19 protein-coding genes are annotated in these 22,862 nt (G+C 64.2%); 7 read left to right on the top strand and 12 right to left on the bottom strand.

The features are described from left to right. Positions 1–14 precede the first annotated feature (14 nt). The gene (locus tag ACN9MX_RS16690) at positions 15–902 is read right to left on the bottom strand and encodes a hypothetical protein (RefSeq protein ID WP_363829636.1); all 888 of its coding nucleotides are present in this window, start codon (positions 900–902) and stop codon (positions 15–17) included. Next, entirely contained in the window at positions 899–1,894 is a 996-nt protein-coding gene (locus ACN9MX_RS16685; protein WP_363829634.1) for an isopenicillin N synthase family dioxygenase, read from the bottom strand. Before ACN9MX_RS16685 ends, ACN9MX_RS16690 begins: the two co-directional genes overlap by 4 nt. Positions 1,895–1,997: 103 nt before the next feature. On the opposite strand from ACN9MX_RS16685, the gene ACN9MX_RS16680 reads away from it, so the two are divergent. The 5 genes from ACN9MX_RS16680 (at position 1,998) to ACN9MX_RS16660 (ending at position 6,429) form a co-directional block, all read left to right on the top strand. Beyond that, the gene (locus ACN9MX_RS16680; protein WP_363829632.1) at positions 1,998–2,936 is read left to right on the top strand and encodes a LysR family transcriptional regulator; all 939 of its coding nucleotides are present in this window, start codon (positions 1,998–2,000) and stop codon (positions 2,934–2,936) included. A 149-nt stretch (positions 2,937–3,085) separates the two neighbouring features. Beyond that, a complete protein-coding gene (locus tag ACN9MX_RS16675; RefSeq protein ID WP_363737399.1) occupies positions 3,086–4,033 on the top strand; it encodes a sterol desaturase family protein in 948 nt (315 codons plus the stop codon). After that, positions 4,030–5,598 carry a tetratricopeptide repeat-containing sulfotransferase family protein gene (locus ACN9MX_RS16670; protein ID WP_363829629.1) on the top strand — a complete coding sequence of 523 codons (1,569 nt, stop codon included), beginning with the start codon at positions 4,030–4,032 and terminating at the stop codon, positions 5,596–5,598. Before ACN9MX_RS16675 ends, ACN9MX_RS16670 begins: the two co-directional genes overlap by 4 nt. 19 nt (positions 5,599–5,617) lie before the next feature. Beyond that, positions 5,618–5,977, top strand: a complete 360-nt coding sequence (locus tag ACN9MX_RS16665) for a hypothetical protein (RefSeq protein WP_363829627.1) — start codon at positions 5,618–5,620, stop codon at positions 5,975–5,977. A 119-nt stretch (positions 5,978–6,096) separates the two neighbouring features. Then, the gene (locus ACN9MX_RS16660) at positions 6,097–6,429 is read left to right on the top strand and encodes a UrcA family protein (RefSeq protein ID WP_363737402.1); all 333 of its coding nucleotides are present in this window, start codon (positions 6,097–6,099) and stop codon (positions 6,427–6,429) included. A gap of 225 nt (positions 6,430–6,654) precedes the next feature. Here the strand turns inward: ACN9MX_RS16660 and ACN9MX_RS16655 are convergent, their stop codons facing one another. The 9 genes from ACN9MX_RS16655 to ACN9MX_RS16615 form a co-directional block, all read right to left on the bottom strand. Then, positions 6,655–7,635 carry a DUF6923 family protein gene (locus ACN9MX_RS16655; protein ID WP_414714647.1) on the bottom strand — a complete coding sequence of 327 codons (981 nt, stop codon included), beginning with the start codon at positions 7,633–7,635 and terminating at the stop codon, positions 6,655–6,657. Between the two features lie 2 nt (positions 7,636–7,637). Then, entirely contained in the window at positions 7,638–9,407 is a 1,770-nt protein-coding gene (atzF, locus tag ACN9MX_RS16650) for an allophanate hydrolase (protein WP_363829625.1), read from the bottom strand. Further along, the gene (uca, locus tag ACN9MX_RS16645) at positions 9,404–13,000 is read right to left on the bottom strand and encodes an urea carboxylase (protein WP_363829623.1); all 3,597 of its coding nucleotides are present in this window, start codon (positions 12,998–13,000) and stop codon (positions 9,404–9,406) included. Before uca ends, atzF begins: the two co-directional genes overlap by 4 nt. Then, positions 12,997–13,632 (bottom strand): urea amidolyase associated protein UAAP2, encoded by a 636-nt coding sequence (locus tag ACN9MX_RS16640; protein WP_363829620.1) that lies wholly within the window; start codon positions 13,630–13,632, stop codon positions 12,997–12,999. The genes uca and ACN9MX_RS16640 overlap by 4 nt, the downstream gene beginning before the upstream one ends. A 110-nt stretch (positions 13,633–13,742) precedes the next feature. Continuing rightward, positions 13,743–14,567 (bottom strand): urea amidolyase associated protein UAAP1, encoded by an 825-nt coding sequence (locus tag ACN9MX_RS16635; RefSeq protein ID WP_363829618.1) that lies wholly within the window; start codon positions 14,565–14,567, stop codon positions 13,743–13,745. Then, positions 14,564–15,037, bottom strand: a complete 474-nt coding sequence (locus tag ACN9MX_RS16630) for a CopG family ribbon-helix-helix protein (protein ID WP_133652750.1) — start codon at positions 15,035–15,037, stop codon at positions 14,564–14,566. The genes ACN9MX_RS16635 and ACN9MX_RS16630 overlap by 4 nt, the downstream gene beginning before the upstream one ends. Beyond that, entirely contained in the window at positions 15,030–15,833 is an 804-nt protein-coding gene (locus ACN9MX_RS16625; RefSeq protein WP_363829616.1) for an ATP-binding cassette domain-containing protein, read from the bottom strand. Before ACN9MX_RS16625 ends, ACN9MX_RS16630 begins: the two co-directional genes overlap by 8 nt. Then, the gene (locus tag ACN9MX_RS16620) at positions 15,830–16,645 is read right to left on the bottom strand and encodes an ABC transporter permease (protein ID WP_363829613.1); all 816 of its coding nucleotides are present in this window, start codon (positions 16,643–16,645) and stop codon (positions 15,830–15,832) included. The genes ACN9MX_RS16625 and ACN9MX_RS16620 overlap by 4 nt, the downstream gene beginning before the upstream one ends. A 36-nt stretch (positions 16,646–16,681) precedes the next feature. Next, the gene (locus ACN9MX_RS16615) at positions 16,682–17,764 is read right to left on the bottom strand and encodes a putative urea ABC transporter substrate-binding protein (protein ID WP_363737410.1); all 1,083 of its coding nucleotides are present in this window, start codon (positions 17,762–17,764) and stop codon (positions 16,682–16,684) included. Between the two features lie 775 nt (positions 17,765–18,539). On the opposite strand from ACN9MX_RS16615, the gene ACN9MX_RS16610 reads away from it, so the two are divergent. Both ACN9MX_RS16610 and ACN9MX_RS16605 read left to right on the top strand, forming a co-directional pair. Continuing rightward, on the top strand, positions 18,540–20,966 hold the full coding sequence (locus ACN9MX_RS16610) for a TonB-dependent receptor (RefSeq protein WP_363829611.1): 2,427 nt from the start codon (positions 18,540–18,542) through the stop codon (positions 20,964–20,966). A 177-nt stretch (positions 20,967–21,143) separates the two neighbouring features. After that, a complete protein-coding gene (locus ACN9MX_RS16605; RefSeq protein WP_363829609.1) occupies positions 21,144–22,082 on the top strand; it encodes an MBL fold metallo-hydrolase in 939 nt (312 codons plus the stop codon). Positions 22,083–22,227: 145 nt separating this feature from the next. Here the strand turns inward: ACN9MX_RS16605 and ACN9MX_RS16600 are convergent, their stop codons facing one another. Next, positions 22,228–22,833 (bottom strand): hypothetical protein, encoded by a 606-nt coding sequence (locus tag ACN9MX_RS16600; protein WP_363829607.1) that lies wholly within the window; start codon positions 22,831–22,833, stop codon positions 22,228–22,230. Positions 22,834–22,862 lie beyond the last annotated feature (29 nt).

The following is a 22,862-nucleotide window of genomic DNA, read 5'->3' as shown; positions in this document are numbered from 1 at the left end:
CGATCGGGCGGCGGTCAGGATGCGATCGCGGCGTGCCGGAAAAGATGGGATCGCTCCTTCTCCATCCACTCCGCTGTCTGGGACGCGCCCTCCGTCTGTCGATCGAATGTGAAATCAGGCAGGTGGATGTCGATGGCGAAGCGCAACCGGCAGCGCCTGCCTCCCACCCGCCGCGAGAGCAGGACGCTGCCGTCCGGCTGAAGCGCGAACGTCCCCGACGCGATCTGCCGGCCGACCCTGCCGCCTTGCGTACTGTGCGTGATGGTCCGGCCATCCAGCGCCACCGACACCTCATAGCTTTCGATCTCTTCCGGCGTGAGCAGCCGGTCCGTCAGCGCCTGGTCCAGACCGGTGGCATTGCGCAGGGCCGCGTCCAGTCGCGGCAATCGGGATTGCGCATAGGCGACATGGTTTCCCGCGATGATCAACCCGCCGTCCATCGGCAGGTCCTGCCCCATATCCTCGTCATGCAGGCTCAGGAGCCGCAGGCCAAGGAGAGGGCCGCGAAAGGATTGTTGCCGCCAATCCTCGACATAGGCGCCCGATGGGGCGAATTCGAGCACGCTGTTGCCCATGAAGCGCAGCTCCGCCGGTTCCGGCCACTGGTTGCGCGGCTGGTAGCTTCTGGCGATCGACCAGGACATTTGCTGCCTTTCCTCATCCCACAGCGTGTCGCCGACCCAGCCCTGCCGGTCGGACACCGATGTGGCGGCGCCGTCGGGCAGCCGCAGGTCGAGCGTGAAGCTGCGCGACTGGAACCAGTAGACCACGGTCGCCTCATCCGTCACGCCGGTGCAGAAGGTGATGCTCTTGCGCCGGAAAGCCCCCAGCAGGCGGCGCGGAAAGGCCGGCTGGGCCGGAACCACCGGGGGCAGCGCATGAGGCAAGTCGGCCAGCCTCATGCGCCCGGCTTTCCCGCACGCCGCCCGAAGGAATCGAGCGGCATGGCGTTGGCCAGCACCAGTTCCCCCTTCGCGATCCGGCGCTTGAGATAGGCGAAGGTCTGCGCCGTCTGGTTGAACAGGTGTTCACCACCCCTGAGCGGCGGATAGCGGGGTGTTTCGCCCGGCACCAGCGGGGCCACGACATAGTCATAGTCGCAGGCGTGGAAGAAGGGGAAGGAGTAGCGCTGCTGCGCCACTTTCTTCACGCGATGGGTCGTCGCGACATAGCGCCCGTTGGACAGGATCTCCATCATGTCGCCAATGTTCATGATCATCGCGCCATCCATCAGCGGCACGTCCACCCAGTCGCCGTTCCGGTCGAGAATCTGCAGGCCCGCCGCCGTGGCGAAGAGCAGGGTGAAGCATTCATAGTCGGTATGGGCGCCTATGCCCGGCCTGTCCTGCGCGCTGGAATCGAACGGATAGTGGATGAGCCGCAACTGGCTGGGCGGGTTCCGGCGATGCGCGTCGAAATGATCCTCCTCCAGCCCCAGCGCCAGCGCGAAGGCGCGGAAAATCTGGCCGCCAATGTCCGACAGGTGCCGGTAATATGCCGACACGTCCTCGCGAAATCCGGGCATTTCGGGCCAGTTGTTCGGGCCCAGCAGCGGCCGGCGATCGTCAGGCCGCAGATAGTCGCGGTTGATGTCATAGGCTTCCTTGAGATCGCTGGTGCCCGTGCCGAACTGCTCCTCTCCCACGGGCACATAGCCGCTGTGGTTCTGCGAATGGCCGATATAGCTGGCCATCTTCGCCTCATGGTCCAGCGCGAAATACGCCTTGGCCCGCGCGACAAGGCGGCGAAACAGTGCCCAGTCCAACTGCGCCCCGCCAATATAGAGAAAGCCCGCATCGGTGCAGGCGCGGTCCAGCGCGCGGGCTACGTCAAGCCTGTCCTTGCGGGAAGCGCTTGCCAGCCTGGATATGTCGACAAAGGGAAGGACAGCCATGGCGCAACGCTAGGCGAAGCGGGGCATAGGCATAGATGGGACGATTCGATGATTTCCATTGATTTGATCTATGACCACGTCATTCTGGCGAAGGAGGCGGAACATGAGTGATCGATCGATCCTAGTCGACAAGAGGTTCGCAAGCCGTGTCGACTGGAACCTGATGCGCACCTTCGTCGACATCGTCCGCGCCGGCGGGATCGGTGCGGCGGCGCGGCAGCTCAACCGGCAGCAGCCGAGCATCAGCGCGGCGCTCAAGCGGCTGGAGGATCATGTCGGCGTCACGCTGCTCCACCGCACGGCGACCGGCGTGGAGATGACGGCGGCCGGCAAGGCGATGATGGCGCTTTGCGAGGACATGCTCGAATCGGCGCAGATGATGCCGCACCAGATCGCCCAGGCGACCAAGCGGGTCGAGGGGATCGTTCGCATCCAGATCATATCCGGTCTGGTTTCGCCGGAATTCGACGAGGCGATCGCAAGCCTGCACCGGCGCAACCCGGCCATCCACATCGAGATCCGGGTGTCGCCCTGGCGTCAGGTGCTCGATGCGCTGGAACAGGGGGAGGTCGAGATCGGCGTCGGCTATGACAGCAGCGTTCGCGGCAGCCTGATGTACGAGCCGCTCCTGGTGGAGCGCCAGCAGCTCTATTGTTCCCGCTACAGCCCCTATTTCGGATATCGGCTGAACCGCCTCCACGACCTCAGGGACGAGGGATTCGTCCTTACCGGAGACGATGAGATCGAGTTGATCACCCATCTGCGCCGCCGATACCGGCTGGGAACGAAGGTGAACGGCCTGGCCGAGGACATCAACGAGGCGAAGCGGCTGATCGTCCAGGGTGTCGGCATCGGCTTCCTGCCGGTGCTGGCGGCCGAGGATGATGTGGCGCGCGAAAGGCTGTGGCCGATCCTGGATGTGGATACCGAGCCGTCCTACGACATCTTCCTCCTGTCCCGTTCCGAACGCGCCCGCGACACGGCCACGCAGCTTTTCTGGGACGAGGTGATCCGCAGGTTGCGGGCAAAGACCAGGACATAGATCTGATCTATGCATTGCATCAAAACTTTGCGTCTGCCCGATTGACGCAGCGCAGCACAGCCTTCCCATCCGAATGAAAGCCACGCCTGTCCGACGGAATCGCCTGTCGGCGCAAGCGGGCGGGAAACGGCCGGGGAACGGGAAGCGCGATGAAGGACAGGATCTTCAACTCCATGCCGCCCGCGATGATCGCTGCGGTGTTGCTGTTCTGGGCCTATGGTCCGAAGGCCTTGCTGGATCACCCGTGGACGTTCGTGGTGATGTCGCCCCTCATCACCATCATCGTCCTGCTCCTGGAGCTGGTCCATGAACGCCATTCGGGCTGGCGGATGAACAGGCAGGAATTCTTCACCGACCTGTTCTACAATATTCTGAGCGCAACCGTCATATCCTGGGTTTCGACGAAGCTTGCCGAGGATCCGCTCAAGGCGGCCAAGGCTTCGCTGGGCATCACCACGGAATGGGCCATGCACATGCCATGGCTGCTGCAGGTGGCGCTGGTGGTGTTCCTGATCGAATTCGGCCAATATTGGATGCATCGGTTGATGCACAACAGCACGCCCTTCTGGCTGACGCATGCCCCGCATCACCACCTGACCCAGTTGAACGCCGCGAAGGGCGCGGTGGGCAACCCCATAGAGCTGGTGCTGATCAGCCTGAGCGTGGTGGCGCTGTTCGACCTCGACAACAGCGCCGTGTTCGCGGCGATCAACGTGCTGGGGGTGATCTCCACCTTCGCCCACGCCAATGTCCGCGCCGATCCGCCGATCTGGTACGCCTTCTTCTTCACGACGATCCGCCACCACAGCCTGCACCATTCGACGGATTATGAAAGCACGCGCTGCAATTACGGCAATTCGCTGATCCTGCTGGACCGCATCTTCGGCACCTATCGGGAAGGCGAGTCCGCGCTGGTCGGCCAGGATGACCGCCGCCGCCTGTCGATCTGGGAACAGACCCTATTCCCCTTCCAGCCCCTGATCGACAGGGCCCGGGCCGGCAAGGGCGCGGCGCGGGTCCGGGGGAGCATGGCCGACGGCCAGATCGAGGCCGATGCCGCCGTCCAGAACGCCGTGGAAGGCGCGGCACCGGCATGACGACGATGTTCGCCCGGCAGGTCAGCGCCGCGCGAAACGCGCTGATGCGGGGCGACATCCAGGCGACGCGCCAGATTGCCGCCACAATGGTGGCGAACAATCCCACGGAGGCCGAAGGCCATTTCCTGCTTGGCGTCGCGGAGTCGAATGCCGGGCACATCCAGGCCGGGCTCCGCCATCTGGATCAGGCGGTGGCGATCGACCCCAGGGGGGAATATCGCGCGCAGCTCGCCAGGCTGCTGATCATGATCCGCCGGGACGGCGATGCCGCAGCGACGCTGCGGGAGGCCGAAGCGGCGCCGCCCGCCGATGCGTTCAGCCGCGATACCATCGGTTGCGTCTATGCCCGGCTGGGGAACCATGCCGCCGCGCTGGCGCATTTCAACGAAGCGGTCCGGCTGGAGCCGCAGAACGGCAATTATCGCTACAATCAGGCCGTCACGCTCAACTTCCTGGGCCGGGCGGAAGAGGCCGATGCCGCGCTGGAGGCGCTGATCGCCCTCGCGCCCGGCGATGCCCGCGCCCACCATCTGCTGGCCGGCATCCGCAAGCAGACGCCGGCATGCAATCATGTCGAGCGGCTGGAACGGACGCTGGGCGGCACCGGCGACGGTCGAGGGCGGCTGCTGCTCAGCTATGCGCTGGCGAAGGAGCTGGAGGACATCGGGCGGCCGGACGACGCGCTGGCGCGGCTTTGCGTCGCGAACGCCGAACATCGCCGGACCTTGCCCTATGCCTTCGCGCGTGACGCCGCGCTGTTCGACGCGATCGAGGCAGCCTGGCCGCTGCCGCAGGCGATCGGGCCATCCACGGCCGATCCGATCTTCATCATCGGCATGCCGCGCACCGGCACGACGCTGGTCGACCGCATCCTCTCCTCCCATCCGCAGGTCGAAAGCGCGGGCGAACTGCAGGCCATGCCGCTGGCCGTGAAGAAGGCTGGCGGCACGCGCACGTCCACGGTGATGGATGCGGAAACGATCGCAGCCGCGGCGCAGGCCGACATGGCGGCGATCGGGCGCGACTATCTGGAACGGGCCAGCCACCATCGGCGCGACGCAACCCTTCGGTTCATCGACAAGTTTCCCGGCAATTTCTTCTACGCCGGTTTCATTGCGCGGGCGCTGCCCTCGGCCAGGATCATCTGCCTGCGCCGCGATCCCATGGATACGGTGCTCAGCAATTTCCGGAACCTGTTTGCCGTCGGCTCTCCCTATTATGACTATAGCTACGACCTTCTGGATACCGCCGCTTATCATGTCCGCTTCGATCGGCTGATGGTCCGGTGGCGCCAGGCCCTGCCCGGCCAGTTGATCGAGCTGCGCTACGAGGATCTCGTTGCCGATCTGGAGGGTGAGACGCGCCGGCTTCTTGCCCATTGCGGGCTGGACTGGTCGGAGGATTGCCTGTCCTTCCACAGCAATAATGCCCCGGTTTCCACCCCCAGCGCCGCCCAGGTGCGACAGCCGATCTACACCGGATCGGTCGGGCGGTGGAAACGGCATGCGGCGGTGCTGGAGCCGGTGCGCCGCTATTTCGAGCAGGCCGGGATCGACATCCCATGAAGCGAGGGACGCCAACGCCATGACCCCTTTCGGCAAATTGATGCTGGGCGCGATGCTTGCCGCTGCCGCAACGCCCGCCCTGGCGACCGAAGAGCCGGGCACCCGGCTGGTCCATTGCCGATCCGGCAGTTGCCTGCTGGTGTCGGGCCGTCGCGATGACGCGGGCGCCCCGGTCATGATCAACGGCCATGCGGTATCGGTGGACGGCGCGCGCAAATGGCGGGTGCGGCTGCCTGTCGATACTGTCCGCCAATGGTCGCTTCCCCATGCCCGGACGATCACGGTTGCCGTTGGCGGTGGCGAGAGCGAGGTCCACCTGCCAACAGGCCTGTTGGGCCGGAGTGAAAGGCTGACGATGCTGGTCGTTCACGCCAAGTAATAAAACACTTCGCTATCAGTAATAAAATAACGATTTGAAGTCTTGTATTGAAAGTTTCATCTCCCGGAACTATGTGATCCGCAGTCGCCGGAGAGCGGCATTGGTTCAAGACACAGGAGATGATGATGAAGATTGGCCTTGCCGCCCTTGCCGCTGTCGCATGCGCCATCCCGGCGATTGCCAGCGCCGCCGACAATCCCTTTGCGCAGGATCAGGCGATATTGGACCTGAGGGGTCTGGACCTGTCGTCCGCGCAGGGACAACAGCGTCTTGCCATCCGCATGGAGCAGGCGGCCAATGCGGTCTGCGGTGACCGGCTGGCTGGCATCCACCTCGCCCTGGAAGCCAAGGCCCGCGCCTGCCGCGCATCCGTGGTGGCCGACATCCACGCCCAGGTCGAAGCGCAACTGGCAATGACTCCGGCGCCGGTGCGCGTCGCGGCGCTCCGCTAGAGCATTTCCACCATGAGCGGAAACGCTCTGGTCTTTTGATACCGCATTTTCAAGCGATCGGAACCGATCGCTGGTCAAGAAATCGCGGAAAACAAGGAATCCAGAGCGGTGATCTGATTCAATCAGATCGAAATCCAGAAGGACGGTCTGGAAATGCGCCTTTGACGCATTTCCAGACAAATTCCGGAAGAACAAGTACGCGACATGATCAGGGCAGCGCCCCGGTCATTTCGCCAGCCTGGCCGGATGGGGCCACCAGCTCAGCGTATGCACGTCATGCGCCGATGTCCAAAGGCCCTTGCGGGTATAGCGCAGCGCGCCGCTGCCTTCGACCTTGCCGACGCGAGCCTTGATCGTCAGCGTTTCGGGATCAATCGCCACGAAGGTCTGCCCTTCGGTCGTGCGCAGCCATATGACGCCGCCGCCCGTGTCGATATCGCCATATTGCAGCACCTCGCCCACCTTGACGCGGCCGGTCACCTCGCCGCTGACCGGATCGACGCGGGCGACCGTCCCGTCGCCCTGTTCCTGAACCCAGACGGCGCCTTCGCCGGCCGCCAGAAAACCCGGCTGCTTGCCCAGCGCCGTGGTCTTGACCACGCTGTTGGTCGCCGGGTCGATGCGCTGGATCGTCGCGCCGTCGCTGCTCACTGCCCAGACCGAGCCGAAGCCGGAGGCGAGATAATAGGTTCCCGCATTGACCGGGACGGTCGCCGTCACCTGGTTGCTCGCGGGATCGACGCGAGAGACGACACCCTTCTGGTCGCTGGCGACCCAGATCGATCCGGCTTCGGCGACGATGTTGAGTTCGCCCTTCGGATTGGCGATGCCGGTGGCTATGGTCGCCGTCTTTTCGGCGGTGGCGGTGTCGATCCGGACCAGTGCATTTTGCGCGCAATCGGCCACCCATAAGGATCCGGCCAATATCGCCATGGCGCCGCAGGGGCGCCCCATGGCGACTTCCGCCTTCTTGCCCTTCCGGGTCCAGCGTTCGACGCGACCGGCGTTGGTCACCCAGACGCCGTCGCCATCGACCGCCAGGAAATCAGCAAAGCCCGGCACCTGGATCACCTGCTCGGCGCTTGCGGGGGAAGCGAACAGGAAGGTGGCGCAGCTTGCCGTCAGCGCGGCGGCAAGCGCGGATTTCCTGGCCAGCGATCGGCGCCGATCGCCGGGAAATCGCCCCATGATGCGGAGCTTCGGCATCGCTAGGCCCTTCCGTCCATATAGGCGCGCCAGCCGCCCAGCGCCGTAATGTCCTCCGCGCCCGTCAGCGCGCGCGGCTCTGCGACAAAGCCCTTGACGCTGCTGCCGTCCGCCAGCGTCACCGTGCCGATCGCCAGCGGCGCAGGCACTTCGGCCACGAAACTTCCGAACTCCGCCACACCCAGCTCGTAAACCTCAAGCGCGATCGGGCCGCCATCCTCGCTGTGCACGAGCGCCGGCTTGGGCGGGACGCTGTTCGCCATGGCATAGAGCCGGTAGGTCGGCGCCGTTTCAAAGGCGCCGACGAACTTCGCCTCGCGCGATGTCAGTTGCCAGTGAAGCGGCATGTCCTTGAGATGAGCGCCCACGACGGCGAGTTTCACGGTCTGCATTTTGCCCTCCAGATCAAGCGGGGGTGGGGAAGGAAGATCAGCCTTGGCGAGATAGGCGTCCGCCGCGTCGAGCAGGGCGCGATCGCTGTCGGCGGGGCCGATCAGGGTAATGCCGAACCCGGTGCCATTGGCCCTGATGCCGGCTGGAACAGCCACGGCAGCCATGTCGAGCAGGTTCACGAAATTGGTGTAATAGCCAAGCGCGCTGTTGAGCGCGACCGGCGCGGCGAGCAGTTCGGCAACGCGGAAGGTGGTGCCTGTGGTCGGGAAGGCCATCAGGTCGATATCGGCCCATTGCTGGTCGGAATGCCGCTTGAGTTCGGCCAGGCGATAGATGCCGTTGAACAATTCCACCGCGCCAATCGTCAGCCCGGGTTCCACGACCTCCCGCACGGTGGGGTCGATCGCGTCGGGATCGTCGGCGAGCAGCGTCGCCATGGCCGCGGCCCGCTCCGCCACCCAGGGTCCGCCGTAGAGAAGTTGCGCCGCTTCGAGGAGCGGTGCGATGTCGATCTCCACAATATCGGCCAGCCCTGCCAGCCGCTGCAATGCGCGATCGTACAGATATTCGGATTCCACGTCGCCGAACCAGGCGCGCTGGTCCCGGCGGGGCACGCCGATGGTCCTGCACCGGCGCGGGAGGTCCGACAACGGCTTCGAATAGGGGTCCGCCGGATCGAAGCCGGCAATGATCCCGTCGAGCAAGCCGGCGTCAGCGGTATCGCCGGTGAAGACGGTGATGCAATCCAGCGTGCGGCAAGCGGGCACCAGTCCGCGATTGCTCCATCTCCCCTTGCTCGGCTTGAACCCGACCAGATGCTGGAAGGCGGCGGGCACGCGGCCCGAACCGGCCGTGTCCGTCCCCAGCGCGAAGGGGACCAGCCCGGCCGCCACCGCCACCGAGGAACCCGAACTGGACCCGCCACTGACATAGGCGAGATCATAGGCGTTGCGCGGACTGCCATAGGGGCTGCGCGTGCCGTTGAGGCCGGTGGCGAACTGGTCGAGATTGGTCTTGCCGACGCAGATCGCGCCGGCCGCGGCCAGGCGTTCGACGACCGTCGCCGACCGTCCCGGACGATAGGCGAAGGCCGGGCAGGCGGCGGTCGTGTCGAACCCGGCGGCGTCGATATTGTCCTTGACCGCGAACGGAACGCCGGCCAGCGGCAGGTCCTCTCCCGCGGCGAGGCGGGCGTCGATGGCCCGCGCGGCCGCGATCAGGTCGTCGGGCCTTGCCCGGCTGATCCAGATCTGCGGCTGCACGGCGTCATAGGCGGCGATCCGGGCAACCGTCTCCTCCATCACGGCAACCGCACTGGCATGGCCCGCCCTGATGTCTCCCGCGATTGCCGCAGCGCTGCGCCGGTCGAACGCGGTCATGCCCCGGCCCTCAACGCCAGCACCGGTGCGCCGGGCTGCAATGCCTGCCGCTCCTGCACATAGATGGCCGCGACCGTGCCGGTGAAGGGGCTCTGCACCGCGCATTCCATCTTCATGGCCTCGATGACGGCAATCGTATCGCCCGCCTTCACTTCGTCGCCGACCTCAACCAGCAATTTCCAGATACTGCCGCCAAAGGGCGTTTCGACCAGATCGGCCCCCTCCGGCACGTCGATCACGTCCGGCTCGGCCGCGTCGGCCTCCGTCAGGCTGGTGATGCGGTCGAACTCGCCGCTGCGCTGCCATTCGGCACGCTCCTCGTCGAAGGCGTCCTGCCGGTGCGCCTCGAAGGCGGCGATGGCATCGGCATTTTCAGCCAGGAAGGCGCGATAGTCGGCCAGCCGGAACTCCGACGGTTCGATCCGGATGGAACGCCGCCCGCTCGGGAAATCGCGGCGCCATTCGGCCAGTTCCTCCGCGCTGACCGGATAGAATCGGATCTGATCGAAGAAGCGCAGCAGCCAGGGCTTCCCCTCGACAAAGACATCGGTCTGGCGATGCGTGTTCCACACCTGGATGGTCCGGCCGAACAGTTGATAGCCGCCCGGTCCTTCCATCCCGTAGATGCACATATAGGCGCCGCCGATGCCCACGACATTGGGCGGCGTCCAGGTGCGGGCGGGGTTGTATTTGGTGGTGACGAGCCGGTGCCGCGGATCGACCGGGGTCGCGACCGGCGCGCCCAGATAGACGTCGCCCAGCCCCAGGACGAGGTAATTCGCCTCGAAGATCAGTTGCTCCACCGCCGCCGCGTCGGGAAGGCCGTTGACGCGACGGATGAATTCGATGTTGTCCGGGCACCAGGGCGCGTCGGCGCGCACGCCGCCCATATATTTCTCGATCGTCTCGATCGTCGCCGGATCGCGCCAGCTGAGCGGCATATGGACCACGCGGGAAGGAATGGTGAAATCCTCAAGGTCGCCCAGGCGCTCCTCCGCAGAGATCAGCGCTGCCAGCGCGGCACGCTGATCCAGTTGTTCGCCGTCGAAATGCAGTTGCAGCGAACGGATGCCCGGAACGACATCGATTATGCCGGGCAGGGCGATCCGTTCCAGCTCCGTCATCAGTGCGTGGACCCGAATCCGCAATTCTATGTCGAGTATGATGGGACCATATTCGACCAGGATGTTGCGATCACCCTGCTGGCGATAGACAGTCCGTGGACGGCCGGGCTGCTCCGGCATCTCTGCAAGGATGGGCGAGAGCATTTCGATCGGCCGCACCGGCGCGGCATCCTCCACCGATCCGGAGGCGAGCAGCCGCCGCTGCAACGCATCCGCCACGGCCGCATCGTCGATGTTGACGGGGGCGAAACGCAGCTTGTCGCCCGGCGCAAGCTGGCCGATTTTCCACCGATCGGCCGCGATCACCACGAAGGGGCAGACGAAACCCCCAAGCGAAGGGCCGTCAGGGCCCAGGATGATCGGCATGTCGCCGGTAAAGTCGACGGCACCGATGGCATAGGGATTGTCGTGAATGTTGGATGGGTGCAACCCGGCCTCGCCGCCGTCGGCGCGGGCCCATTGCGGCTTGGGTCCGATCAGGCGGACGCCGGTGCGATTGCTGTTGTAATGGACCTGCCATTCGGCGGCGACGATGGCCTCTATATCGGCATCGGTGAAGAAATCCGGCGCGCCGTGGGGACCATAGAGGACGCGCAACGTCCATTGCGTCGAAAGAGCCGGCAGGTCGGCGGAAGCAAGCGGCGCGCCTGTTCGATCGCGCGCGAGGTGCAGGGTATCGCCCGCCAGCAGCCGGCGAGCGGCGTGCCCGCCGAACTGGCCGAGTTCGAAGGTGCTGCGGCTGCCGAGATAGGGCGCGATGTCGAGACCGCCGGCGAACAGGATATAGGCCCGCAGGCCGCCGCCGGACGCGCGGCCAAGGGCAAGCGTCTGGCCGGCCACCACGTCGATCGCGACGCCCCGTGCCACGGCCTGGCCATCCAGCGTCGCCCCGAAATCAGCGCCCATGAGGCAGATGCGCGCCGGCGCGGTGAAGTCCAGCGTCGGGCCGGTCACCGTGACTTCCAGTCCGGCGGTCCCTTCGGGATTGCCCAGCAGCCGGTTGCCCATGCGGAAGGACTGATCGTCCATCGGCCCCGAAGGAGGGACGCCGACCGCCCATAATTTCTGCCGGCCCGGCCAGTCCTGAACGGTGGTGGCGGTGCCGCCGCTGATCACGCGGATGCTGCTGGGATGGGAAACGACGCCGTCAAGAGCGCGGGTGGACACCTCGCCGCTGACGAAGGCGTCGGACCGGACCACATCGCGCAGCCAGCGCAGATTTGTCTCTATGCCATCGACGCGGCTCTGGTCGAGCGCGGCCTGCATCTTTGCGATCGCCTCATCACGCGTCGGGGCATGGACGATCAGCTTGGCCAGCATCGGATCGTACCAGATGCTGACGTCGCTGCCTGCCATGCACCAGGTTTCGGCGCGGATGTCGGGGGGGAACTGAACCGCCGTCAGCGTTCCGGAAGTCGGACGATAATCGAGCGTCGGATCTTCGGCATAGAGCCGCACCTCCACCGAATGGCCGCGCGGCTGGGGCGGCGGCGCGTCGAGAAAGGCAAAGTCGCCCGCGCCGCCGCGGATCATCCATTCGACCAGATCAATGCCCATCACCTCTTCGGTGACGCCATGTTCGACCTGCAGGCGCGTATTCATCTCAAGAAAGAAGAATTGCTGGCGCTCGGCGTCGTAGAGGAATTCCACGGTTCCGGCGGAGCGGTAGACGGCGGCCTGGCCCAGGCGGGTGGCGGCGGCGATCAACTCGCGGCGGACGGCGGGCGGCAACAGGGGCGCGGGGGATTCCTCGACCACCTTCTGGTTGCGGCGCTGGAGCGAACAGTCGCGCTCTCCCAGCGGCATGACCCGGCCTTCGCCATCGCCGAAAAGCTGCACTTCAATGTGCCGCGCCCTGCGGATATAGCGTTCAAGGAATATGCCCGCGTCGCCGAAATTGCTCTGGCCCTGGCGCGCCACGGCGGCAAAGCCCTCCCGAACGTCGCTTTCCTCCTCGCAGATGCGCATGCCGATGCCGCCGCCGCCGGCCGTTGCCTTCAGGATGACGGGGAACCCGATATCCCGCGCCGCCGCCACGGCCTCCTCCTCATCGGTCAGCAGGCCGGTGCCCGGCGCCAGCGGCACGCCATGGGCCGCCGCCAGGGCGCGCGCGCTGTGCTTCAGGCCAAAGGTGCGGATATTGTCGGTCGTCGGGCCGATGAAGACGATGCCGGCTGCGGCGCAGGCTTCGGCAAACTCCACATTTTCGGCAAGGAAGCCGTAGCCCGGATGGATCGCGCCGGCGCCCGTGGCGCGGGCGGCGCTCAATATGGCATTGATGTCGAGATAGCTGTCCGACGCCCGCGCCGGGCCGATGCAGACCGCCTCGTCCGCCTGCGCGACGTGCAGGGAATTTTCGTCCGCTTCGGAATAGACCGCGACCGAGCGCAGGCCCATGCGCCGCAAGGTGCGAATGATGCGCGTGGCGATAGCGCCGCGATTGGCGATGAGGACCGTATCGAAGCTCATGCGGTCACGATCATGCGGACGGGGGTTGGGTTGAAGCCGTTGCAGGGATTGTTGATCTGCGGGCAGTTCGACACGACGACGATCACGTCCATTTCCGCCTTCAGGTCCACGGTCAGGCCGGGCGCGGAGATCCCGTCGACGATGCCGAGCGAACCGTCTTCCTCGACCGGCACGTTCATGAAGAAGTTGATGTTGGAAACGATGTCGCGCTTGCCGCGCCCTTCCAGCAGATTGGCCTCCAGGAAGTTTTCCACGCAGGCATGTTCGGACTTGGTGTGGTGGCCGTAGCGCAGCGTGTTGGATTCGCACGAACAGGCGCCGCCGATGGTATCGTGATAGTCGACCGACGTCGCCGCGATGGTCATCATCGCGCGCCCCTCATTGGATCGCAGCACCGTGCCCTCGCGCAGGAACAGATTGCCCTGCGCGGCCACGGTATCCTGCGCGCTGTACCGTTCAGCGTCGTCCGCCGCCGAATAGAGGAGGAAGTCGACGGCCTGGTTGCCTTCCAGGTCGACGATGCGCAATGTCTGGCCGGCATCGACATGATGCAGCCACGGCGCCCGTGCGGGCACCACGACATCATGGACAATGGCCCCCGAAAGGCCCGTCAAATGGGGATCAAAGCTCATGCGGAAACCCGTTCTTTCCTGGGCATTTTTCCAGTTGGCCCCTGATGGTCGACAATCCGGAAGATGCGGGATCAAAAGACAGAGCGTTTTCGCTCAAAGGCAAAGGCGCTCTAGCGGCGATAATAATCTTCGACATTCAGGAAGGCGCGCAGTCCCTCCGGCGTGGCATTGCGGATGACGTCGTCCTCCGGCGTCACGGGGCCGCGCCAGGCGCTGGCCCGCAGCGGCGTCACGGTCCACCGCTCCCGCGGGTCCAGGACATGGGGGCAGTTGGCGATGACCAGTGTCACGTCCATCTCGGCGCGCAGCACGACGCTGCGGCCGGCGGGAAAGGGTCCGATCAGCGGCGTGATCGCGCCATCCACCTCGATCTTCGCGCCCTTGAACAGCGTCACGCAGGGATGGACGTCGCGCCGCTGCAACCCGTGCTTCGCCGCGCCCAGCAGGAAACGGTCGCGTCCGTTGGGACAAGGCCCGCTATTGGCGCCATTGCCGTAGCGGGCGGCATTGGTCGCGGCGTTGGAAGTCCCGCAGAAGCTGTCATGCGTGCCCGCGCTGTCCTCCAGAAAGCTCATGAGCACCCTGCCCATGTCCGACAGCAGCAGCTTGCCCTGGCCCAGATAGGCGTTCCATTGCACCTTCACCGTATCGGCCACGTTGAGCCGCTCGGTCGGCATGTCCGCGTTGAACAGCAGCATCGATGCGCAGGCATCGCCCCTGAGGTCGATCAGGCGCAGGCGCGCGCCGCGCGGCAGGCGGCGCGTGGCATAGCCGCCGGCCGCGATCGTTTCTTCCCACAACAGGTCCTGGGCAGGCACGTCGGCCGGAAGGTCATCCGCCGCCGGCGGCAACAGCGGCATCGCCTCCACCACCGTCCCCGCCATGCTGCGGGCGTGATCACGGGCGGCCAAGGGATTGGCGAGAGATCCGGTCATGCGGCATTCCCCTTCTGGCTGCCGTTTTCCTGCTCATAGAGCGGCGGCAGCAGCGCGGTGGTCGTGACGAGCTGAAGCTGGTGGACCCCCCGGACCCGGCGCAGCGCGTCGCACAATTCCTTCAACAGGGACGCAGGCCCCTGCACCAGCAGCACTTCAAGCGACTGGTCCCCTTCCAGGAACACATGCTGGGACGAGATCACCTCCTTGAGATAATCCGCCTGCGTCTGGGCAAGCTGATGCCGCACCCGCCCCCGATCGCCGCGATAGACGATCGTGATGGTGCCCGCGAGCATCTCGTCCGGGCGGGTGAAGGCCTCATGCTCGGCCAGCGCGTGGCGGATCAGTTCGGCAATGAGCTGGGACCGCGACGGCAGCCCGCGTTCCTCCACCATGGCGTCGAGTTGCCGGAACAGATCGCCCGGCAGGCTCATGCTGAGCCGCGCCAGAGTTCCGGTGTCGCTACTCATGATCCGTCCTTTCCTCTTCATTCCGTTCGCTCTCGTCCGGAGCGTCGGATTCTTCGCTCGCCGCCGGTTCTGACCGGTCGCGCAGCGGCAGGTCGTAAACCGCGGTCGCGCCGAACCGATGGGGCGCGTGCGGGTCATGGCGGCGCTTGTCGAGCGCAAGCACCCGCGTGCCGAGCGAAAAGGCTTCCCTGATGTCGTGGGTCACCATGATGATCGTCAGCGAATAATCCCGCCAAAGCCGCGTGATCAGCACATGCATGTCCGCGCGGATGCCGGGATCCAGGGCGCCGAACGGCTCGTCGAGAAGCAGGATGCGAGGCTGTTTGATGAGGGCCTGGGCGATGGCAAGACGTTGCTGCATGCCGCCCGACATCTGCGCGGGATAGAGATGCATCGAATCGCGCAGGCCGACCGCGTCCAGCATCTCCTCCGCCTCCGCCCTGGCTGCGCGGCGCGCATGGCCGAACAGCCGGCCCGCGAAGGGAGCCTCGGCGCATTCCAGCCCGAAGATCGTGTTCTGCAGGGCGGAAAGGTGCGGGAACACCGAATAGCGCTGGAACACGACGCCGCGATCGGGCCCGCATTCCGGCGTAAGCGGCGTTCCGTCCAGCAATATGGTCCCGCGGCTGGGCACTTCCTGGCCCAGGACGACGCGCAGCAGGCTGCTCTTTCCGGCGCCGGAGGGCCCTATGATCGAGACGAAGGAACCCGTTTCGATGTCGAGGTTCACCTTCTCCAGGACGATCTTGTCGCCATATTCGACCCAGATGTCGCGAAGGGACAGCAGCGCGCTCAATGCCGCTCTCCATGTGCCCAGGGGTAAAGCCATTGGCTGGCGAGGGTCAGCGCCACATCCATCAGGATCGCAAGGATCGCGATCCAGGCGACATAGGGTATGATCACGTCCATCGAGAGATAGCGGCGGACCAGGAATATCCGGTAGCCAAGACCCACATCAGACGCGATCGCCTCCGCTGAGATCAGGAACACCCAGGCCGGACCAAGCGACAGGCGGACCGCGTGCAGCAGGCGCGGCATGGCCTGCGGCAGGGCGACGCGGATCATGATCTGCCAGGAACTGGCACCCAGCGTCTGCGCCTTGATGATCTGCTCCCGCGGGAGGGCTGCCACATGGGCGGCGATGTCGCGCATCATGACGGGCGCGATGCCGATCACGATGAGCGCAACCTTCGCCGTCTCCCCCAGGCCCAGCGCGATGAACAATATCGGCAGCAGCGCAATGGGGGGGATGACCGCGACCGCCGTCACCAGGGGTCCGAAGGTCGCGCGCACCGGCGGCAGGACGCCGAGCACAAGCCCCGCCACCAACGCCGAGAGCGTGGCGATGCCCAGGCCCAGCCCCAGGCGCTGAAGGCTGGCCAGCGTGTCGGCCCAGAAGACAAGCTGGCCGGTCAGCGGGTCCGGTTGAAAGAGCAGCGCGGCCATCGCCGTTGCCATGCTGCCGGGAAGCGGCAGGATCTTGTCCAGCGGATTGGCGGCATGGCGCTGCGCCGCGATGAACAGGTAAAGCAGCACCAGCAGCAGGATCGGCAGCGAACCCCAGAAGATCCGTTCGCTTCGGCGCGCATGTCGATTCACCCAACGCATCGTCTCATCACCTTCGGCAGGATCGAATGAACGCGATCAGAGTTTTCCGTCCGCCGCCAGCTTCATGAAGCTGTCGTCGAACCGCAGCGTCACCCGCTGCGGATCGCCAAGCGTCTTTCCGCCGGGAAAGGCGATGCCCACGGCGTCGGCCGACGACGCGCCCTTGAACAGCCCCTTGGAAAAGCTGAAGTCGCGAACCTGGGTCATGGTCTTGACCAGCGCCGGAGCAACGGTCGCGGCCACCGCTGCCTTGGGATCGGCATAGAGATGCGTGGTCGACAACTGGCCGTCGAAACTTTCCGGCGTGGCGCCCGACAATTTGGCCATGGCGGCGCGCGCCGCCTTGCCCTGCGCGTCCTGCCGCTGCATCAACGCGACGGTTTCATACCAGATGCCTGTCAGCGCCTTGCCAAGATTGGGGTTCGCCTTGAGCGTCGCGGTATCGACGGCGAGCAGGTCCAGTATTTCGCCCGGGATCTGGGCCGAGCTGAACACCTGCTTCACGCCCGGCTGCGCCTTCATGACCGAAAGCTGCGGATTCCAGGCCACCGCCGCATTGGCCGCTGGGCTGCCAAAGGCGCCCACTATGTCCGCGTCGGACGTGTTCACCGTCCGGACGTCGGTGGGCTTGAGGCCCGCCGTCTGGAGCCCGCGCGCCAGCAGATAATGCGACACGGAAAGCTCGACCAGATACACCTGCCGCCCCTTGATCGCGGCGAGCTGATCCGCGCCCTTCAGCAGGATGCCATCATTGCCGTTCGAATAATCGCCCACGATGATCGCGCTCGTATCCTTGCCGCCGGCAGCGGGAATGGTGAGCGCATCCATGTTCGTGACGGTCACGCCGTCGAACTTGCCCGCAGTATATTGATTGATCGATTCCACATAGTCGTTGACCTGCACGACATTGATCTTGATGCCGTATTTATCGGCCCACTTCTTCACGATGCCCGCCTGTTGCGCATAGGGCCACGGCATCCATCCGGCGTAGATTGACCAGCCGATGCTGAACTCTTTCCGCTGCCCGGTCGCGGGATCGGGCGCCTGTGAACAGGAGGCGAGCATGAGAGCCCCGGCGAGCGCTGCGATCATGCCTGCCTTGCCAACCGTCCTGATCATGATTCGATCCCCTTTCGCAATGCAGCATCGCCTTGCTGCATGGCCTTGTCCATAGAAAATATTACGACATTCATAAGATGTAATAACGTCGGAACCAGACATGGGCCGGCCCGGCGCTGTCGGAAAATCGTCAACGTGCGGGGACATCGTCGAGATCCTTCTCCCATCCTGCTGCATTAAGCGGATTATCAGACGATTCGGAACAGGTTCGCCACCGGGGCGATTCGCCGGGTCGAAGCCTTTCCATCCTTGGGCGGCACACGGGTCTGACGAGGTGTTGCAAGAGATGCCATCTTGTCGGACAAGATGCTCATCCCGCCAAAATCCGCCATTTAATGCAATGCAACACGTTCCGTCCTTCATACTGAGCAGGTGCGGAATTATTACGCTTGACGCGATAGGTAATATCCATACCGTGTCCTGTGTCGTTCATGCGAGCGGCGGAACGGGAAAGGGCGATCTGCCGCAAAGTGAGGGCATGTGGATCGAACAGGGGTCAGCGATGCAGCAGTGCCGGGCGAGATACCGGCTGTCGCCCGCATAGCGCGCGCGGCATTCAAGCGCGGAACTCCATGTGATTTGCGCGATGTTCGGAAATGTATCGTCACCTTTCCGCTTCGCCATGACAGGCTGTTCAGAAACGGCTGCAGTGTAAGCCATTATAAAAATGATCGGTCCTGCGGCGGGCAAATTATGTGACAAGACGCCGGCTCGTCCAGAGCGTCAAGAGGAAGGATGTCACTCAAGGCTCAACGGCAAGGGGGTCGGAGAGACTATGAAATTGCTACGCAATACGCTAATGGGCGCGACCATTTTGATGGGCGTCGGCACCAATACGGTTTTCGCGCAGGATGCCGCGGAAAATGACGGATCGAGCGGCGACCGCAACGAGATCGTGGTCACGGCCACCCGCCGCGCAGCCACCATCCAGGACGTTCCGATCAACATCAGCGCCGTGGGCGCGGAGCAGATTGCCAAGCAGCGGATCGACGATGTGCGCGATCTCGCTGACTTCACGCCCGGCATGACCATTTCCGACACTGGCCCCGGTTCGACCGGCACGATCGTGCTGCGCGGCCTCAACGCGTCGGACACGGACAGCTCGGGCAATTCCTATGACGATGCGATCGGCGTATATCTGGGCGAGGTTCCGCTCTATTACGACTTCAAGATGCTGGACATCGCGCGGGTGGAAACGCTGCTGGGTCCGCAGGGCACGCTTTACGGCCTGGGCACCCTGGCGGGCGCGATCCGCAACATCCCGAACCGGCCCAACCTGACGACCTTCGGAAGCGAGGCGCATGGCCGCCTTTATGGCAAGGATCATAGCGGCAATACCGGCTTCCAGCTGGACGGGGTCATCAACATACCGATCTTCCAGGATCATGTCGCCTTCCGGTCGGCGACGGGCTATTATTACGATCCCGGCTTCATCGATTCCCCCCTGCTGTTGCAGCAGCCTGGCGTGTCCCTGCCGCAGCCGAGCGGTCCTGACGCCGTCACCCCCGCGGATTATGCCGCGAATCTGAAAAGGCGGGACGACGTCAACTTCGAAAAGACCTTCACCACACGCAACCAGTTGCTGGTGCAGTTCAGCGAGGATCTGCAGGCCAATTTCACTTATGCCTATCAGCAGACCAGGACCGACGGCGGCCAATATAACAGCAACGGCGTTCTGGGGACGGGCCGATATGAAAATGCCGCCCGTTATCTCGAACCTGTGAAGCGGCGCGCGCATCTTGGCAGCATGGAAATCAACGCGAATCTGGCGGACTTCGCCGATCTCGTCGCGACGACTGCCTATACCGACGTCAGGAACCAGAGGCGGAGCGACAATACCGACCTGCTGCTCGACCTCGATTATGGCTATGAGACGTTTCCGGCCTTCTCCAGCTGGAACGAGTCCGTCGATCGACGCAAGCAATTCAACCAGGAGGTCCGCTTCGTTTCACGGCATGGCGGGCCGTTCAGCTGGGTGCTGGGTGGATTCTTCAACCGTCAGAAGCTGCATCGCGACTATGTCGAGCATGTGCCGAACCATCCCTGGGTCGAATTCGGAACGCAGCCCAATCCGGACGAAGTCGAATATGCATCCTATGTGAGCTCGAAAGTCACCGAAAAGGCAATCTTCGGCGAAGGCACGTTCAGGGTGACGCCGAATTGGCAACTTACGGCAGGTGCACGATACTTCGGATATACTTCGAAGATCGCCGGCGCGCTTGTGGTGCCGCTGATCGGTGATCCGGTCAGTCCCTATGACATGCCGCCGGCCGGGGGCAAGGCGAAGAAGAGCGGCTGGGTGTGGAAGTTCAACAGCTCCTATAATTTCACGCCCGACATCATGCTCTATGGGACATATAGCAAGGGCTATCGCATCGGCGGTCCGAACAGTGTCGCCCCCTGCCCCAATCCGCTGCCCAACGATCCGGACGGCGACAATATCAACAATACCCAGCTGCCCTGCGGCCTGCCGAACGAAGTCCAATATGGCCCGGATACCACCAAGAATGCGGAAATCGGCATCCGCACCCAATGGTTCGACCGCAAGCTGACGTTCAATTTCAACATCTTCCATATCAAATGGGATGGTATTCAGCTTGATTCGGCCACGCTGAACGGAATTGTCGGCATCACGGTGAACGGCGGCAAGGCGAAGTCAGAAGGCTTTGAAACCTCTTTCCAGGTAAAGCCTGTCGACGGCCTGTCGATCCAGGGCACCTATTCCTACACGAATGCCAAATTGACCCAGAATGTGCCGGACAACATACCCGTCAACGATCCGGCGGGAACCTATCCCAGCGTTCCGATCAAGCTCGACGCGCTATCCGGCGACCGCCTGCCCGGTTCGGCGAAGAACAGCGGCAGCCTGGGCGCGACCTACACCCTGCCGTTCAAGGAGGGCAACATCGTCGCAGACTGGACGGCGACCTATCGCGGCAGCGTCGTGACGCGGCTCGGCTGGGATCGCGCCTTTGGCGACAAGCTGCCCGGCTATGTGCTCCATCGCGCCTCGCTGGCCTATGAAACCGAAAGATACAGCCTGGGCATCTTTGCCAACAACATCTTCGACAAATATGCGGTGTCTTCGGTCGCCAACGACCGATCCCGCGTCGGGCTGAACGATGGAGTGGTCCTGCGTTACTACAAGCGGGCAGTCATCAGCCCACGAACCTTCGGTATTGAAGCACGGTTCAAATATTGAACCACATCCGGGAACGGGGAGTATCCATGACGGATCGCTCCCCGTTTTCCATATATCGATCATTTTGAAGTCGATCTCTTGCATCCGATGTTACCGAGGATTCGACATCTACGGAAAGCTTGCTTTCCTTCCCATGAGAATGTTCCGGAAGATATTGCAAGGAAAGGGAGGCGGGACATGACAGCGCGCGGCACTGCGGTCGTTCGATCGGCCAGGCTGGCCGGGATCATGCTGGCGATCATGGTCCCTTGCGGCCAGCCATCCCTGTCGGCCAAGGGAGCTGCGGCGCCCCGGCTGTTTGCCGAGAGTTGGATCGACGGGACGTTGCCGCAGGAACCGGAAGTCCAGGTGCAGGCGCTGGACAACGACAGTTTCGTCATCCGCCAGTCGGTGAAGACCAATTTCGAGGCACCTTTTCTCTACCTGCTCTTCGGCCGCGACAAGGCGCTGCTGATCGACACCGGCGCGGAGGGCGGCCGCATCCGACCCGCGGTGGACCGGCTGGTGGCGCAATGGTCGGCGGCGCATGGACGCCCCGCGGTTCCGCTGGTCGTGGCGCACAGCCACAGCCATGGCGATCATGTCGCCGGCGACAGCGCCTTTCGCGACCGGCCCGACACGACGGTCATCGGGCTTGAGCCCCAGGACGTGGCCCGCTTCTTCGGCATTGCGCGCTGGCCCGACAGCCTGGCCACATTCGACCTTGGCGGCCGCGCGCTCACCATCATTCCGACTCCAGGCCACCAGGCCGCGGCGATCATGGTCTATGATCCAAGGCTGAAGATCCTGCTGTCAGGCGACACGCTTTATCCCGGCCGTCTCTATGTGCCCGTCAATTTCCTGCCTGACGATCGCGCCAGCGTCGATCGGGTGGCGGCGTTCGCGGCCCGGCATCCCGTCCGCGCCGTGCTGGGCGCGCATATCGAAATGACGCGGTCGCCCGGCCGGGATTATCCCCACGAAGCAAAGGCGCATCCTGACGAACATCTGCTGGAATTGCCGGCAGCAAGCATCACGGAGCTTCAGACCGGGCTCAAGGCCGCCCTGAATGTACCGGAGCAACCGCAGGTGCATGACGATTTCATCATATATCCGGTCGCCCCACGTCCCAATTGAGGATGCATGGCCGGAGCGTTTTCGCTAGAGCGCGTTGCGTTAAATCCGAGTCATGCAGCGCGCTCTATACTTTTGACGTCGCATCGTTTTTGCGCAAAACCGGTTCTCACTTTTGCGCACGACGCTCCAGGCGGACGGAAAGACGCTATGCGCCTAGCAGGCTCTTTCGAAACAGCGACCTGACCAGCCTGCCTTCCAGAACGCGCCCGACGACATAGAGGCAGGCGAAGATCGCGGCGAAGATATAGGCGGCCCTGGGGGAAGGTTTCTTGTCATCCTCCTCCGACTTCGCCTTGTCCTTCTTCGGCTTTTCGGGCGCGGGCGCACCCAGAAACTTGTCGATCGGATGCAGCTGCAGGATCGCATCCTTTTTCTCGGGCTTTTTCGCCGTCGCATGGGCGGTTGCCTTCTCGATCTTCCCGGCGACGATGGTCAATTGGGCAAAGCCCAGGAAAAGCAGGGGCGCCAGAAAGCAGAACAGCAAGGCCCGGCTGCTGAGATGATAGTGCAGCACAAGTCCCGCCGCACCCTTCCTGATCTGAAGCACGCCGCCGTCGAAGATCGACATCCTGTCCTGCGCCCCCTGCCCCTTTTTGCGGAAGGTCAGGGTATCGTCCGTCCGGTCGTGGCTGGTGCCCGCCTCGCGGAACAGGGGGTCAAGCCTGCCAAAGGCGTCGTCACGCGATTGCCCCGGCGCGAGCGGCAGGCTGCCCCGGACGTGCCAGAGCCAATCGATGAAGCGACGGTTCACAGGATGTCCCCTTGCAGGCACCGGGGGTC

Origin of the sequence: Sphingobium sp. R-21 (genome assembly GCF_049913335.1) — a bacterium.
Lineage (GTDB): Bacteria > Pseudomonadota > Alphaproteobacteria > Sphingomonadales > Sphingomonadaceae > Sphingobium.
This window is presented reverse-complemented; position numbering and strand designations above follow the sequence as displayed.